The sequence below is a fragment of the Parabacteroides sp. Marseille-P3160 genome, assembly GCF_900162725.1.
In the GTDB taxonomy this organism is placed as follows: domain Bacteria; phylum Bacteroidota; class Bacteroidia; order Bacteroidales; family Tannerellaceae; genus Marseille-P3160.
In genome coordinates this window covers 4521716-4539769 of record NZ_LT799418.1, presented here as the reverse complement: position 1 = coordinate 4539769, position 18054 = coordinate 4521716, and the positions used below count along the sequence as shown (strand labels likewise).

Here is an 18054-nt window from a genome sequence, read left to right as displayed (position 1 = left end):
GCAATGTTATGAAACAAAAAATATTAATGGTAGCGTTCGGTTTCACCCTTTTGTTGAACGCATGTACCGATCTAGATTTAAATCCGCTTTCCGAGGGCTCCAGTGAGAATTGGTATTCTACGGAAACGGAAATAGAGATGGCTTTGAAGGATTTTTATCGGGATGTTTTCTGGCCGATGGACAGTGAAGAGTGGACGGATGATTATGTCTATCGTGAATCGAATCATGCGATTGTGAATGGAACATTAAATGGGCAAGATGGTTCGGTAACCGACCTATGGACAAATCAATACAAAGCCATTGCCCGCGCTAATACGATTCTAGCCAATATGGAGAAAGCGGCGTCTATGGGAATTTCACAGACAAAGATAGACCAGTATACGTCGGAAGCCTATTTTGCCAGAGCAAGTATGTACGCCCGTTTGATTTCACATTTTGGAGATGTTGTGTATGTGACGGAAGTAATTAGTATAGAAGATGCTTTTAAGATCGGACGTTCTCCTAAATCGGAAATCATTCCGAAAGTCTATGAGGATTTTGATAAAGCGGCCGCTCATTTGCCGGTTTCTTATAGTGGCTCCAGCTCTCAAAGGGCGACTAAAGGAGCGGCATTGGCATTAAAAGCCCGTTTTGCATTGTATAATGGTGATTGGGCGATAGCGGCTGAAGCGGCTAAGGCCTGTATGGATTTGGATAAATACAAATTGCACTCTGATTTTACGAACTTGTTTTTGACAACAACCCGAAATGCGGAAGAATCTATTTTTGTCATTCCACGTTCGATTGTAAACAAAGTCACGATTGGTAACGGTACGGTTCTGAATGCAATTACCCGGAATCCGGGAGGTTGGGCAGCCATGGATCCTTCGTGGGATCTATTAGCCGCTTTTCTCTGTACGGATGGACTTCCGATCGATGAATCCCCCTTGTTTAACCCTCAAAGGCCGTTTGATAACAGGGATCCACGATGTAGCGCCACTATTGTTGCTTTCGGTACCGGCCACCTTGGTTTTGATTATGATCCGCATCCGGATGCGATCAACGTGATGAATTATAATACGGGTAAGATGCAAAAGAATAATGATAATCGTGCGAATGCGCAGTTTGCTTCTTTTAATGCGTTGGTATGGAAAAAAGGAATAGATGAAACCTGGTTGGAGAATGGAAATGATGCCGATCCGGATAAGATTATCATTCGCTATGCCGATGTCTTATTGATCTATGCCGAAGCTAAGATCGAATTAAATCAAATTGACGAATCGGTATTGAATGCGATTAATTTAGTCCGGGCGCGGGCCTATGGTGTGCCTGTTTCCGCTTCCGGTCAATATCCTAAAGTGATAACAACGACACAGTCTGAATTACGTAGGATTGTACGTTTGGAACGTCGGATGGAATTTGCAAAGGAAGGTCTTCGTTATATGGATCTTGTCCGTTGGAAATTGGCAAGCAAGGCCTTGAGAAACAAAAGTTACGGAATTTTGTATCCGGCTTCTTTATTGAAAGAAAAAGTGGCGGATAAAGGACTTTGGTTTTGGCCGACGACTCCTAAAATTGATGAAGATGGCGTTCCTGATTTCACTGAGATGGAAAAAGCCGGACAAATTGCGGTCTTGTCACAACGTGCTTGGGACGATAGACAGTACCTATGGCCAATTCCTACAAAAGAAGTACTTATTAACGAGAATTTGAAGCAAAATCCCGGTTATTAAAAGAAAGAAGGAATAATTTTAGTCTAAAAATAGTAGGCTCCTCTATTTATCCTTATAAATTTGAGGAGCCTTTATTCTATAAATGATCATTATGAATTTAAAAACTTGTGCTTTAGGAGTGGCAATATTGACCACTTTGAGTTGTTCAACTCAGAAAAATAATTCTGAAATACCCGATTCGATTTCGGGTATTTATCCCGGTTTAGCCTATTATAATAACGAGGGCGAATGCGGTACGGGTGCAGTTGTTCCCTGGGCGGGTCGCCTCTGGGTTATCACTTACGGTCCCCACTTGCCTTATGGCTCGTCGGATAAGCTGTATGAGATATCGTCGGACTATAAGCAAACGGTTCGTCCGGAGAGTATCGGTGGAACGCCTGCCAACCGGATGATCCATAAGGAATCGAACCAACTGTTTATCGGCCCTTATGCAATTGATAGTGTCGGTACCGTGCGGGTCATTCCCTGGCAGGAAGCTCCGGGCAGATATACGGGAACAGCTCGTCATTTGACTGATCCTGCGAATAAATTGTATATCGGAACGATGGAGGAGGGTTTCTATGAGGTAGATGTCCATTTGTTAAAGGTCACGGAGCTGTATAAAGACGGGAATGTAATTAAAAAAGAGCATAAGGATTCCGATGTCAATCCACCCAACGATTTGCTGAAGGGCGCCCATGGGAAAGGCCTGTATTCCGGTCAGGGCGTTTTGGTTTATTCCAATAACGGGGAAGCGACACAAGAGGCTTTGCATAAATTCGATGTGGAAGCCGGTTCTCTTTCCGAATGGAATGGGAAAGACTGGAAACTGGTACGACGGAATCAGTTTACCGAAATAACGGGTCCCGGTGGAATCTACGGAAATCCGAATCCGGAGACTGATCCCCTTTGGGCGGTCGGTTGGGATCATAAATCCATTCTTTTGGGTGTTCGTGAGCCTGATAGAGGATGGATATTTTATCGTTTACCGAAAGCAAGTCATAGTTACGACGGAGCCCATGGATGGAATACGGAATGGCCTCGGATCCGGAATGTGGGTACGGAAGAAAAGCCGGATTATCTGATGACAATGCACGGTATGTTCTGGAAATTTCCTGGAACCTTTACGGTGGGAAATAGCGCCGGTATCCGTCCTCGTTCGGCTTATCTGAAAGTGATTGGTGATTTTGCCAGATGGAACGATCAACTGGTTTTCGGTTGTGACGACTCCGCCCAAAAAGAATTCCTGAACAAACGGAAAGCCAAAGGGAATATCGAAGGCCCCGGTCAATCGAATTCAAATCTATGGTTTACTTCCTTTTCCAAACCGGATGAATTAGGGCCTTCCACGGCAGAGGGAGCCGTTTGGGCGAATGAAAAGGTAAAAGCGAATGAATATTCGGAACCGTTTCTCTTCAGTGGTTGGGCCCATCGTCAAAGCTGGGTGAAAAATGAAGGGACTACTCCGGTAACAATCACGTATGAGGTTGATAAAGCAGGTAATAATCAATGGACTATTCTCAAAACACAAGAATTGACAGCGGGAAAATCGGCAACTATTGATTTCACATCAGGGGAAACCGGCGAGTGGATACGGGTCAAATCCGACCGGAATAGTATCCTTACTCTGACTTTTGCATACACAGCGAAAGATTGGAGGGAGAATACACCGGATAAAGCTTTTAATGGACTAACGGATGTCAAGTCCTTGTCAACCACCGGAGGATTACTCTATGGGTTAGGAGATAACCGCCGGGCGCTCGGATTATTGGCCAACACGACAACCGATGGTAAAGTCTCTGAAACGGGTTATTATGAGATGGGTGAACAACTGAAACTGGAACGTAAGGAAGATGTTAAAACAGCTGATTTTATCCGGGAGAAATTTGCGATTCCGCAGCAAGCCGTTGAGATAGAGAAGGGCTCTGTGCTGATTGTAGATGATAAAGGACGCAGATGGCGGCTTCCATTAGGCGATGAGACCTATACTTCTCTAACCAATCAGGGAGTATTACGCATTTGCCGTGAGGTGGCAACCGAGCGTGATTTGTTAAACTGTCATGGTACTTTCTATGAGTTGCCGGCCGAAAATGCCGATGGATATGCTAAAATCCGTCCGATCGCCTCCCATTCTTACCGGATCAACGACTATGCTTCTTATCGCGGAATGCTTATCTTTACAGGCCTTACGCCGGAAGAGGGTAAAAACAATCCGCATGTGATTGTATCGGAAGACGGGAAAGCGGCTGTATGGGCAGGAGTGATCGACGACCTTTGGAAATTAGGGAAACCGGTTGGCAAGGGAGGTCCTTGGGTGGAATCCGATGTAAAGGCGAAGATTCCTTCCGACCCTTACTTAATTGGTTTTTATGACCAACGTACGTTAACCTTATCGCATCAATCTTCAAAACCGGTAAAAATAACGGTGGAAGTGGATCCGACAGGGAATGGGGATTGGATGGAATACGCCGTCTATACCGTTCAGCCGGGAGAAAAACAGACAGATCTGTTCCCTGAATCTTTTCAGGCCCGCTGGATCCGGTTCATCTCGGATACAGATACAAACGTGACTACATGGTTGGAATATAAATAGAATATTATTATGAGAAAAAGCAATGCAATCTTACTTCTTTTGTTATTTATAAGTGTGATGTCGGCACGAGCCGCCTCTCTTTTTGTGGAGGCGGAGAGCTTTCAACAAAAGGGAGGCTGGGTAGTTGACCAGCAGTTTATGGACCTGATGGGCTCTTCCTACTTGCTGGCTCATGGGCTGGGAAAAACGGTGAATGACGCTACGACATCTATTACTTTCCCGGAAAAAGGAACCTATTATGTATTCGTTCGTACGTATAACTGGACTTCCCCCTGGCATAAGGGGGAAGGTCCGGGGCGGTTTACGCTTTTAGTCGGTAATAAACGATTGGCGACCGATCTGGGAACGCAGGGTACGGAATGGATGTGGCAGTCCGCCGGAAAGGTTTCAGTGAAGGAGGGTGAGCAGAAACTGACCCTTCGTGATTTGACGGGCTTTGACGGCCGATGTGATGCGATTTACTTTACGACCGATGAACGGGATGTGCCGCCTTCCGATCTGAAACAACTATCCTCTTTCCGCAGGAAGGCATTGGGACTTCCGGATCAACCGCAGGATGCCGGAAGTTATGATCTGGTGGTCGTCGGTGGGGGAGTAGCTGGTATCAGCGCGGCGGTATCGGCTGCCCGCCTGGGGTGTAAAGTGGCTTTGATCCATGATCGCCCGGTACTAGGGGGAAACAACAGTTCGGAGATCCGTGTCCATCTGGGCGGACGGATCGAGGCGGGCCCTTATAAGGAACTGGGCAATCTCCAGAAAGAATTCGGACCGGAAAAGGGAGGAAACGCCCAGCCCGGCGATTATTACGAGGATGCAAAGAAATGGGAGGTTGTAACGAATGAGAAAAATATCAGCCTGTTTTCCAACTTCCGTGCCTTTGGAGTGACAATGGATGGAGGCGCGATTCAGTCCATACAGGCAAAACATATCGAGACGGGCGAAGAGTTGAGCTTCTCGGCCCCGGTATTTTCGGACTGTACGGGCGATGGGACGATCGGTTATTTGGGCGGTGCGGACTATGCGATGGGACGCGAAAGCAAGGAGGAGTTCGGTGAAGAGACAGCCCCTGAAGTAGCAGATAAAATGACGATGGGCTCCTCGGTGCAATGGTACTCGGTAGATAAGAAGGAACCGGCCGGTTTTCCTTCCTTTAGCTATGGCCTGACCTTCAATGATCAGAACTATGAGAAGGTGACGATGGGAGAATGGACTTGGGAGACAGGAATGAACTTTGACCAGATCAAGGACTTTGAACGTATCCGTGACTATGGTCTACTGGTCGTTTATTCAAACTGGAGCTATCTGAAGAATAACCTGAAAGAGAATAATATGTACAAGAACCTGGAATTGGAATGGGTGGCGTATGTCGCCGGGAAACGTGAATCCCGCCGTTTGTTGGGAGATTATATCCTGAAGGAAGACGATCTCCGCAAGAATGTGGTTCATGAAGACGGAACGGCTTCCACGACCTGGACGATCGACCTTCATTACCCGGATCCTAAGAATACGGCCAATTTCCCCGAAAAAGAGTTTAAATCCATAGCCAAGCATACTCCGATTTATCCTTATCCGATCCCGTATCGTTGCCTTTATTCCCGGAACATTGACAATCTGTTTATGGCCGGTCGTAACATAAGTGTGACGCATGTTGCCCTGGGTACGGTGCGCGTCATGCGAACGACGGGCATGATGGGGGAAGTAGTCGGCATGGCTGCTTCGCTCTGCAAGAAATACGATGCGACTCCCCGGGATATCTACCGTTACCATCTGAAGGAATTGAAATTATTGATGAAGGAAGGTGTCGGCAAAAAGGGATTGTCCAATAACCAGCAATACAATGAGGGCGGAACATTGAAGGAAAAACCGATAATGAAATAATAAGATAGGTAGAATAGTGGAAGAGTTGCATTCCGATTATGTACATCTGGTTAATCAAGCGCAGGATTTCTGTCATTATTTATTTCTTTAGAAGAGGCATGTAATTTGGGTACACCGTTGCAGGAAATGATCCAGTATTAACACTTATTATAGAGTAGGCGTACTATCACTACATAGAATGCTTAAATAAGAGGATGTTCGAGTAAAGTTCAATTGATTTCTAACATCGGCTCTCTTTTTGGGTTATTCTATAAAAGAAAGATTGTGATGCCTACAATAAAGAAAACATATCTTTTCCTATATATGTCCTTCGCTTCTTGCGGCGTAAATATAAAATATGCTGATTAACAATAGTGTAAGCGTTTGAAGTATGTTATTAATCCTAGTAAACTTACAAGGATAAATATACTAGCGAAGCTTAAATGAAAAGTCCAACTTTAAAAAGTCATTTTTCTGAATCTAGTCCCTTATCAGAAGTGGCTATAAGGGAACTTAAGGCTATCAAATTTAACTTTTTAGTGGATTCAATAAGAGAACTAATATTAGCAAAAGGAAGGAATAATACTTTAGAATATATAGGAATTACTTTCTATCATACTATGTTTGGAAAGTTATAGATAAATTATGTTTAAAAGGACCTCTTCTCGAAAAGAAGGGGGTGCATGTCAATATTGCTTACAAAACAGGCGTAAAAATAGAAAAAAATTTAATTGCAAATAAATATTTACATCTTTTTTTTAAAAGAAAGCTTTCTATTTCTTTTTTATCCCATGGTATAGAATAGGTTCTATAAAATGTTCTGCCATTTCTATATCCTACAATCTCTATTCTCCTGTAATACAGTAATCGAGAAAAGAATTTTTTAAAAAAACTTTTTTTGTTTAGAAATCATTTGAATGCCGAATCTTTCATCCGGTGGCTCGTCTTATTGTTTGCCGGGTGAAAATAATGGCATTCGATAGTAGCTATGAATATTTAAATATCGCCCCCCTTCTTTTCGAGAAGAAGAATTATAAGGCATGAATTATTTTGCATTATTGTTAACCGAAGTTGTTTATGACGTCATAATTAGTCGACTATGACAAGTTTTGTTTATAGAGAAGCATTCGCGAGGAATCATTGATATAATTGATTGACTATCTGATTGTTTAACTAAATACTATTATTATGTGTAAATTAAATGATTTATTTTTTTGTACAATGTTATTTCTTCTTGGCAACAATGAATATCCTATCGTCGATCGAAGAGAAAAATTCATGAAAACTTGCAGATTTATTTTATAGGGAATAACCCTTCTTTGAAAAAGCCCATGATTGAACTTATCCGATTTTGGAGATTGGGATGAATGATCTTTCATTTCTCTGATTTTCATAAAATCTGATTCTAAACTGAATTTTGTTAAATTTTAATCTATTAAAGCTATGATGAAAAACAAATGGTTTATGGAAACAAACCAGGTAACTTTATCTATTTTTCTAAAAATTCTCTTTCTCTTCATTGGAATGCTCTTTTACTCTCCTGCATTCCCTTCGGTGGTACAAAAAGGAACCACTATTTCCGGTAAGGTTGTTGACGAACAAGGAGAATCTTTACCAGGTGTAAATATCACTGTTGTAGGTAGTACAAGAGGAGTTGCGACAGATTTGGATGGAACATTTCAAATTAATGTTTCCTCTGAAGATAAATTAAGTGTTTCTTTTTTAGGAATGCAAGACCAAGAGATTCCTATAAAAGGGAAAAAAGAATTGCTTATAATAATGAAACCCAAAACCGATGAACTAGAAGAAGTAACCGTAGTTGCTTTTTCCAAACAAAAAAAGGAGAGCGTTCTCGCATCAATATCAACAGTTAAACCGGGTGATTTGAAGATACCAAGCAGTAATCTGACGACTGCATTGGCTGGACGTATTGCTGGTTTAATCTCCTATCAGCGTACTGGCGAGCCAGGGCAAGATGATGCAACTTTCTTTGTCAGAGGAGTAACATCATTAACCTATGCAAAGGGACCTCTAATCTTAATAGATGGAGTAGAGATGTCTTCTTCGGATTTAGCACGTTTACAACCAGATGATATTGCTAGTTTTTCAATAATGAAGGATGCAACGGCAACTGCTTTGTACGGAGCGAGAGGGGCTAATGGTGTGATTCTTGTAACCACAAAAGAGGGGAAAGAGGGACCTGCAACAATCACCGTGCGTTATGAGACTTCAATTTCCAAACCTACTAAAGACGTTAATTTTGCAGATCCTATAACTTATATGGAATTGAATAATGAAGCTGTACTTACTCGTAATCCGTTAGATATGGCTCCTTATTCCAGAGAAAAGATAGACAATACTATAAAGGGAAAGAATTCGATGGTATATCCGAGAANACGGGCATGATGGGGGAAGTAGTCGGCATGGCTGCTTCGCTCTGCAAGAAATACGATGCGACTCCCCGGGATATCTACCGTTACCATCTGAAGGAATTGAAATTATTGATGAAGGAAGGTGTCGGCAAAAAGGGATTGTCCAATAACCAGCAATACAATGAGGGCGGAACATTGAAGGAAAAACCGATAATGAAATAATAAGATAGGTAGAATAGTGGAAGAGTTGCATTCCGATTATGTACATCTGGTTAATCAAGCGCAGGATTTCTGTCATTATTTATTTCTTTAGAAGAGGCATGTAATTTGGGTACACCGTTGCAGGAAATGATCCAGTATTAACACTTATTATAGAGTAGGCGTACTATCACTACATAGAATGCTTAAATAAGAGGATGTTCGAGTAAAGTTCAATTGATTTCTAACATCGGCTCTCTTTTTGGGTTATTCTATAAAAGAAAGATTGTGATGCCTACAATAAAGAAAACATATCTTTTCCTATATATGTCCTTCGCTTCTTGCGGCGTAAATATAAAATATGCTGATTAACAATAGTGTAAGCGTTTGAAGTATGTTATTAATCCTAGTAAACTTACAAGGATAAATATACTAGCGAAGCTTAAATGAAAAGTCCAACTTTAAAAAGTCATTTTTCTGAATCTAGTCCCTTATCAGAAGTGGCTATAAGGGAACTTAAGGCTATCAAATTTAACTTTTTAGTGGATTCAATAAGAGAACTAATATTAGCAAAAGGAAGGAATAATACTTTAGAATATATAGGAATTACTTTCTATCATACTATGTTTGGAAAGTTATAGATAAATTATGTTTAAAAGGACCTCTTCTCGAAAAGAAGGGGGTGCATGTCAATATTGCTTACAAAACAGGCGTAAAAATAGAAAAAAATTTAATTGCAAATAAATATTTACATCTTTTTTTTAAAAGAAAGCTTTCTATTTCTTTTTTATCCCATGGTATAGAATAGGTTCTATAAAATGTTCTGCCATTTCTATATCCTACAATCTCTATTCTCCTGTAATACAGTAATCGAGAAAAGAATTTTTTAAAAAAACTTTTTTTGTTTAGAAATCATTTGAATGCCGAATCTTTCATCCGGTGGCTCGTCTTATTGTTTGCCGGGTGAAAATAATGGCATTCGATAGTAGCTATGAATATTTAAATATCGCCCCCCTTCTTTTCGAGAAGAAGAATTATAAGGCATGAATTATTTTGCATTATTGTTAACCGAAGTTGTTTATGACGTCATAATTAGTCGACTATGACAAGTTTTGTTTATAGAGAAGCATTCGCGAGGAATCATTGATATAATTGATTGACTATCTGATTGTTTAACTAAATACTATTATTATGTGTAAATTAAATGATTTATTTTTTTGTACAATGTTATTTCTTCTTGGCAACAATGAATATCCTATCGTCGATCGAAGAGAAAAATTCATGAAAACTTGCAGATTTATTTTATAGGGAATAACCCTTCTTTGAAAAAGCCCATGATTGAACTTATCCGATTTTGGAGATTGGGATGAATGATCTTTCATTTCTCTGATTTTCATAAAATCTGATTCTAAACTGAATTTTGTTAAATTTTAATCTATTAAAGCTATGATGAAAAACAAATGGTTTATGGAAACAAACCAGGTAACTTTATCTATTTTTCTAAAAATTCTCTTTCTCTTCATTGGAATGCTCTTTTACTCTCCTGCATTCCCTTCGGTGGTACAAAAAGGAACCACTATTTCCGGTAAGGTTGTTGACGAACAAGGAGAATCTTTACCAGGTGTAAATATCACTGTTGTAGGTAGTACAAGAGGAGTTGCGACAGATTTGGATGGAACATTTCAAATTAATGTTTCCTCTGAAGATAAATTAAGTGTTTCTTTTTTAGGAATGCAAGACCAAGAGATTCCTATAAAAGGGAAAAAAGAATTGCTTATAATAATGAAACCCAAAACCGATGAACTAGAAGAAGTAACCGTAGTTGCTTTTTCCAAACAAAAAAAGGAGAGCGTTCTCGCATCAATATCAACAGTTAAACCGGGTGATTTGAAGATACCAAGCAGTAATCTGACGACTGCATTGGCTGGACGTATTGCTGGTTTAATCTCCTATCAGCGTACTGGCGAGCCAGGGCAAGATGATGCAACTTTCTTTGTCAGAGGAGTAACATCATTAACCTATGCAAAGGGACCTCTAATCTTAATAGATGGAGTAGAGATGTCTTCTTCGGATTTAGCACGTTTACAACCAGATGATATTGCTAGTTTTTCAATAATGAAGGATGCAACGGCAACTGCTTTGTACGGAGCGAGAGGGGCTAATGGTGTGATTCTTGTAACCACAAAAGAGGGGAAAGAGGGACCTGCAACAATCACCGTGCGTTATGAGACTTCAATTTCCAAACCTACTAAAGACGTTAATTTTGCAGATCCTATAACTTATATGGAATTGAATAATGAAGCTGTACTTACTCGTAATCCGTTAGATATGGCTCCTTATTCCAGAGAAAAGATAGACAATACTATAAAGGGAAAGAATTCGATGGTATATCCGAGAATTGACTGGAAAGAAAATCTGTTAAAAAATCAAACATTAAATCATCGTGTAAATTTTAATTTGAGCGGTGGTGGCAAAATTGCTCGTTATTATATAGCGGCTACTTTTAATCAAGACAATGGAATTATGAAAATGGATAAAAGAAATAATTTCAATAATAATATTGATTTGAAGCGATATTTATTACGATCTAATGTGAACATTAATGTTACAAAAACAACAGAAGCTGTTGTTCGTTTGCATGGGGCATTTGACGATTATTCCGGTCCGTTAGATGGTGGTAGTGATTTATATAAAAAGATAATGCGTACAAATCCGGTATTATTTCCTCCTTTTTATATTCCGGACGAATATAACAAAAACACAAAACATATTTTATTTGGAAACTATGATAAGGGGAAATATTTAAATCCATATGCTGATATGGTTAAAGGATATAAAGAATATTCAAAAACAACGATGTTAGCACAATTCGAATTAAAACAGAAACTGGATTTTATTACTGAAGGTTTAAATGTTCGTGGATTATTTAGTACGACACGTTATTCTTATTTTGACGTTTCTAGAGCATACTCACCATTTTATTATTCAGTCGGAGGGTATGACAAGTATGAAGATTCTTATACCTTATTAGGATTGAACCCAACTACCGGGACAGACTATTTGACCTATTCACCGGGAACAAAACAAGTAACCGCAAGTACTTATTTCGAAGGAGCTATAAACTATGATCGTACATTTGACGAAAAACACGGTGTAAGCGGATTGCTGGTCTTTACAGCCCGTAATAGCTTGGATGGTGGAGCATCTTCTTTAACACAGTCGTTGCCTCAGCGGAATTTGGGTATTTCTGGTCGTTTTACCTATGATTTTGATACTCGTTATTTTAGTGAATTTAATTTTGGTTATAATGGCTCTGAAAGATTTGCTAAAAATGAACGTTTTGGTTTTTTCCCTTCAGTTGGAGTCGGTTGGATTGTCTCTAATGAGAATTTTTGGGGGAAAGGACTTTCCCAATATATTAATATGTTGAAATTGAAAGGAACGTATGGACTTGTCGGCAATGATGCAATAGGTAATACAGAACATCGTTTTTTTTATTTATCAGAGGTAAATATGGATAACTCTAGTTTTGGAACAGATTGGGGGGATGAATATGGCTATCATGTAAATGGAATTTCAATAAGTAAATATCCAAATGAATTGATTACTTGGGAAAAATCGACTAAAGTGAATTTAGGTGTCGAAACTCGTCTGTTTAATATGGTTGATTTTCAAGCAGATTATTATACGGAAAAAAGAACGAATATCTTACAAACGAGAAGTTATTTGCCTACAACAATGGGATTGATGGCAACACCTCAATCTAATTTAGGAGTAGCGAAAGCTAAAGGTCTGGATTTATCAGTGGATATACAAAAAGTGTTTAATAAAGATTGGTGGCTAAGCGGACGTTTAAACTTTACATATTCGAAATCGAAATATACTGAATACGAGGATATTGATAAGACCGATACTCCTTGGTTATCTCATATTGGCCGTCCTGTATCACAACAATGGGGATTTGTCGCAGAACGTTTATTTGTGGATGAAGAGGAAGTTGCCAATTCTCCTGTTCAATTTGGTGATTATATGGCCGGAGATATTAAATATAGAGATATTGATGGAGATGGTAAGATTACAGATGAAGATAAGGTCCCTATTGGTTATCCCACAGAACCGGAAATTGTATATGGTTTTGGTTTTTCCACAGGATATAAGGCTTTTGATTTCTCCTGTTTTTTTCAAGGATTGGGCAGAGAGTCTTTTTGGATTGATGTAAATGCAACAGCTCCTTTTGTTTCATATACCTATGATGATACAGAAAAAAATTCAGGGATTATTTATCAGAACCAATTACTTCAAGCCTATGCAAAGGAGCATTGGTCTGAAGATAATCGTAACATATATGCCCTTTGGCCAAGATTATCAGGGAAAGTGATTGAAAACAATGCTAAACAAAGTTCTTGGTTTATGAGGGATGGATCTTTTATGCGTTTGAAATCATTAGAAATAGGATATTCTTTAAATGAACAATGGATAAAACGCCTTTATTTAAAGAATTGCCGTCTCTATTTTAGTGGGACAAACTTATTGACCTTTAGCAACTTTAAAATGTGGGATCCGGAAATGGCCGGAAATGGACTTGCTTATCCGACGCAGAAAGTTTACAACATAGGGATTCAGGTAACTTTTTAAAATATAAATGAATATGAAACAATTATATTACAATCTATTCTTGGGAATTATTCTTATTTGTGGTTCTTGTTCTGATTACTTAGATATTGCACCAGATAATATTGCAACAATAGATTACGCATTTCGGGACAAAGTCGGAGCTGAAAAATTCTTAGCAACATGTTATAATTATATGCCTAATATCGGGGAGCCTGCAAGGGATCCGGCAATTATGGGAAGTGATGAAACTTGGAATTTTGAAGATATGAAAGAAGCATCTGGAAGCGTCGGAGACTATTATCCTTTTTATATCAAATTAGGTCGTCAAACGAGTAATAATCCTTATTTGAATTATTGGGATGGGCTTAATTATGGGAAAAATCTTTGGCAAGGAATTCGTAATTGCAATACATTTATAGAGAGTGCTGATCAAGTTGGACCTCAACTTGAGGGCGAAGAGAAAGAACGTTGGATAGCGGAGGTCAAATTTCTAAAGGCTTTTTATCATTATTATTTGATGAGAATGTATGGCCCAATTCCTTTAATGAAGACGAATTTCTCGGTTGAAGCCACTACGGAAGAAGTGCGTGTTTATAGGGATACTTGGGATGATTGTGTTAATTATGTTATTCAACTTATTGATGAGGCCGTTCCGCACTTACCAATTTCAATAGAACAAGTATCTACCGATATGGGACGTATTACACAACCGATTGCCCTGGCGATAAAGGCAGAAATATTAGTTACTTCAGCTAGTCCTTTGTTTAATGGGAATCCGGATTATTTTTCTTTGGCAGACAATCGTGGAACAAAATTATTCCCTCAACAATATGATGCTTTAAAATGGGAAAAAGCGGCGATCGCTTGTAAAAACGCAATTGATACATGTCTATTAGCTGGTCATGATTTATATGAATTTGATGATCCGATATATACATTATCTGATACTACCCGTCTTTTGAATACTTTACGTTGTGTCTATTCCGATCGATATAATAGAGAAATGATTTGGGGAATGACGAAAAACACTACCTATAATTATCAATATCATGCAACGCCTTTTTTTACTGTAAATATGCAAAACACGGCTCCATGGAAAGGTATGATCGTTCCTACATTCAGAATGGTTGAGCTATATTATTCAAATAATGGAGTTCCTATCCAAGAAGATAACTCTTATGATTATGAGAATCGATTTTCCGTGGATAAAGCTCCTGATTCTCACTTTTACTATATACAAAAAGGATTTCGTACAGCTAAAATTAATATGAATAGAGAACCCCGATTCTATGCTAATCTTGCTTTTGACGGGAGTTATTGGTTCGGTAATGGACGTTATAAAGATGTTGGGGAAACTCCGGTCACTGATGCTGCTTGGCCAATGGCAATGAAACAAGGAGAAACTTCAGGAAAGGCCGGAAGTTATCGTTATTCCATTACGGGATATTGGGCAAAGAAACCGAGTCATATTAAAACGACAGTAAATACCAATGGGGCTGCAGTTTTTTATAGATATAGCTGCCCTATTATTCGGATGGCTGATTTATATCTATTATACGCTGAAGCATTAAACGAAATAGACGGACCTTCCGAAATGGCGTTTAGATTTATTGATTTAGTGAGAAGGCGTGCAGGATTAGATGGAGTATTGGATAGTTGGGAAAAACATTCTAAAATTCCTAATAAACCTGAAACAAAAGAGGGCTTACGAGATATTATTCAGCAGGAGCGTATGATAGAATTAAGTTTTGAGAGTAAACGCTTTTGGGATTTACGGCGATGGAAAAAAGCTCAATCAATTATTCCTGGCCCAATTCGAGCATGGAATATTGAAGCAAATAATGAAGGAGAATATTATCAAGTACTTACTCTTGATAATTTAAATTTTACTACAAAAGAATACCTTTGGCCGATACGTACTTATTCTATTCGTGTGAATAATAATTTAGTTCAAAATCCATTTTGGGATTAAAAATCTTTTTAAAATAAAAACAATGAAGAATATATATATAAATATAATGATTCTTTTTTTGCTACTTTGCAGTTGTAAAGAAGAATATGTTGGGCAATATCCGGTTGATGATATAGCTCCTCAACAAATATCAGAACCGGTAGTAGAGAACATGGAAGGGAAAGTGAAAATATCCTATAAGTTACCGAATGAAACAGATCTTTTATATGTTAAGGCTGTATATAAAAACACGTTAGGTAATATAAAGGAGGAGAGAGCTTCGGTTTTTAAGAATGAACTCTATATTTATGGTTTCGGAAAATCTAAGAAACAAACAATTGAGTTAATAACTGTTGATCGGAGCCAAAATGAATCAGCTCCTCTTTATATAGAAATAGAACCATTAGATTCTCCTATCTATAAGATTTATGAATCTTTGAATGTCTATGAAAGTTGGGGCGGAATTAAAATGATTTGGGAAAACCTTCTAAACGAACAAATAGTAGTTGAGGTTTATAAAAAAGAAGAAGATGAATTTATTGATCTGGAAACCATTTATTCGAAAGAAAAAGAAGGAAGCGGTGCTGTCCGTGGTTTAGATACTATTCCTCAAAAATTTTGTATCTTTATCAGAGATATTTATCAAAACTATACGGATACTTTAATCACTATTTTAAAGCCTTTGTTTGAAGTGAAACTACCAAGTAATGAATTCAAAGAATTGCCATTAGCCCCAGGGTATGCTGCTTCTGCGTGGAGTAATGGTTGGAATAAGTTATGGGATGGCATTGCGACTGGTGATGATAGTAAATATTATCTCTCTGCCGGGGATCCGAAACCTTATTTTACAGTTGATTTAGGGCATATTTATAAATTATCAAGAACTAAAGTCTGGGGACGTACAAATTATGCTTATTCATTGCATAATCCTCGTTATTTTGAGTTTTGGGGTACAACTGATTTCAATTCAGTAAAAGATCCGGCAAATTGGGATGGCTGGGTTCGGCTATTGGAATGTGAGAGCCATAAACCTTCAGGTAATGAATCTACTGTTGTTACAGCGGAAGATAAAGCTTATGCTGAAGCTGGAGAAGAATACGAATTTCCGGATGATGTTATACCTGTTCGTTATATACGCTTTAGATGTATAGAAACATGGACTAAAACAAATGCATTGCATTTAAATGAATTATCATTTTGGGGTAAAGCGATAGAATAAAAAAACAATTAAAAACAATGATTATGAAAAAACGATATTGCGTGAGTATAATTTTATTGTTGCTATATACAGCTTGTTCAGATATGAACGAAAGCTTAGATCCATATCTTTCTAAAGGAGAGATAATTTATATAGCGAAATCAGATTCGGTTAAGATATATTCCGGTAATGAGCGCTTCCTTTTACAGTTCTGGATGTCTGATCCTCGTGCGGTGGAATTATGCGTTTATTGGTCTCAGAAAGGAGATTCTCTTATTATACCTATCGCAGAAGATCGGAATATAACTGAACCTATTGAACTTTTTATTGGGAAAAACGAGAAGATCATCTCTGAAGGAAATTATACATTAAATCTTGTTACGCGTGACAAATATAAAAATATGTCAGTTATTGATGAATATAATGCAAATGTTTACGGAGAAAAATTTGCATCATCGCTACTAAATAAATATGTTAAATCAGTAGAGGCTATAGGGGATTCTATCCTGAAGATAGCGTGGGGAGGTGCTTATTCTTCAACAGAATATGGTATAAAACTATTTTATGTTTCAAAAGAAAATTCCAATGAAGAGCAAATATTTACAACAGAAATATTGAAAAAAGAGATGAATTTAACGGATGTTGATGTTAAGCAACCTATTTATTATTCAACGATTTATTTACCTGAGCCCACCGCAGTTGATACTTTTTACACAGAAAAAGTTCTTTTGAAAATTACAAAATAGCATCAATTGTTTTTAGGTAGAATTCTGTTTGGTGTATGTATAAAAAAGATGGATCGACCATGAAAGTAAAAATAGTTTCTTTCTGTTTCTTTATTTTGTTATTTGACGTTGCTTATTCGGCTTCAAAGCAATCACAATTTATTGCCGATTCGATTTCGGGTATTTATCCCGGTTTAGCCTACTATAATAACGAGGGCGAATGCGGTACGGGTGCAGTTGTTCCCTGGGCGGGTCGCCTCTGGGTTATCACTTACGGTCCCCACTTGCCTTATGGCTCGTCGGATAAGCTGTATGAGATATCGTCGGACTATAAGCAAACGGTTCGTCCGGAGAGTATCGGTGGAACGCCTGCCAACCGGATGATCCATAAGGAATCGAACCAACTGTTTATCGGCCCTTATGCAATTGATAGTGTCGGTACCGTGCGGGTCATTCCCTGGCAGGAAGCTCCGGGCAGATATACGGGAACAGCTCGTCATTTGACTGATCCTGCGAATAAATTGTATATCGGAACGATGGAGGAGGGTTTCTATGAGGTAGATGTCCATTTGTTAAAGGTCACGGAGCTGTATAAAGACGGGAATGTAATTAAAAAAGAGCATAAGGATTCCGATGTCAATCCACCCAACGATTTGCTGAAGGGCGCCCATGGGAAAGGCCTGTATTCCGGTCAGGGCGTTTTGGTTTATTCCAATAACGGGGAAGCGACACAAGAGGCTTTGCATAAATTCGATGTGGAAGCCGGTTCTCTTTCCGAATGGAATGGGAAAGACTGGAAACTGGTACGACGGAATCAGTTTACCGAAATAACGGGTCCCGGTGGAATCTACGGAA

7 protein-coding genes and 3 pseudogenes are annotated in these 18054 nt (G+C 38.8%); all 10 read left to right on the top strand.

Annotation, left to right across the window (positions count from 1 at the left end):
- The first annotated feature begins 8 nt into the window (after nucleotides 1–8).
- On the top strand, nucleotides 9–1712 hold the full coding sequence (locus BQ8014_RS18030; protein WP_080905567.1) for a RagB/SusD family nutrient uptake outer membrane protein: 1704 nt from the start codon (nucleotides 9–11) through the stop codon (nucleotides 1710–1712).
- 91 nt (nucleotides 1713–1803) lie between these two features.
- Entirely contained in the window at nucleotides 1804–4284 is a 2481-nt protein-coding gene (locus tag BQ8014_RS18025) for a hypothetical protein (protein ID WP_080906053.1), read from the top strand.
- 9 nt (nucleotides 4285–4293) lie between these two features.
- The gene (locus BQ8014_RS18020) at nucleotides 4294–6162 is read left to right on the top strand and encodes an FAD-dependent oxidoreductase (protein ID WP_080905566.1); all 1869 of its coding nucleotides are present in this window, start codon (nucleotides 4294–4296) and stop codon (nucleotides 6160–6162) included.
- 1503 nt (nucleotides 6163–7665) lie between these two features.
- Nucleotides 7666–8532 (top strand): annotated as a pseudogene (locus tag BQ8014_RS18015) (carboxypeptidase-like regulatory domain-containing protein); the annotation flags it as partial.
- Nucleotides 8526–8735, top strand: a pseudogene (locus tag BQ8014_RS18010) (pyridine nucleotide-disulfide oxidoreductase); the annotation flags it as partial. The pseudogenes BQ8014_RS18015 and BQ8014_RS18010, both read left to right, overlap by 7 nt.
- Nucleotides 8736–10160: 1425 nt before the next feature.
- Nucleotides 10161–13346, top strand: coding sequence for a SusC/RagA family TonB-linked outer membrane protein (locus tag BQ8014_RS18005; RefSeq protein WP_369808835.1), 3186 nt, complete (start codon nucleotides 10161–10163; stop codon nucleotides 13344–13346).
- A 13-nt stretch (nucleotides 13347–13359) separates the two neighbouring features.
- Complete coding sequence (locus BQ8014_RS18000) at nucleotides 13360–15297, top strand: RagB/SusD family nutrient uptake outer membrane protein (protein ID WP_080906052.1); 1938 nt, start codon at nucleotides 13360–13362, stop codon at nucleotides 15295–15297.
- Between the two features lie 22 nt (nucleotides 15298–15319).
- Nucleotides 15320–16495 (top strand): DUF5000 domain-containing lipoprotein, encoded by a 1176-nt coding sequence (locus BQ8014_RS17995; protein ID WP_080905562.1) that lies wholly within the window; start codon nucleotides 15320–15322, stop codon nucleotides 16493–16495.
- 23 nt (nucleotides 16496–16518) lie between these two features.
- Complete coding sequence (locus tag BQ8014_RS17990; protein ID WP_160150124.1) at nucleotides 16519–17220, top strand: DUF4998 domain-containing protein; 702 nt, start codon at nucleotides 16519–16521, stop codon at nucleotides 17218–17220.
- Between the two features lie 59 nt (nucleotides 17221–17279).
- A pseudogene (locus BQ8014_RS19005) lies at nucleotides 17280–18054 on the top strand (hypothetical protein); the annotation flags it as partial.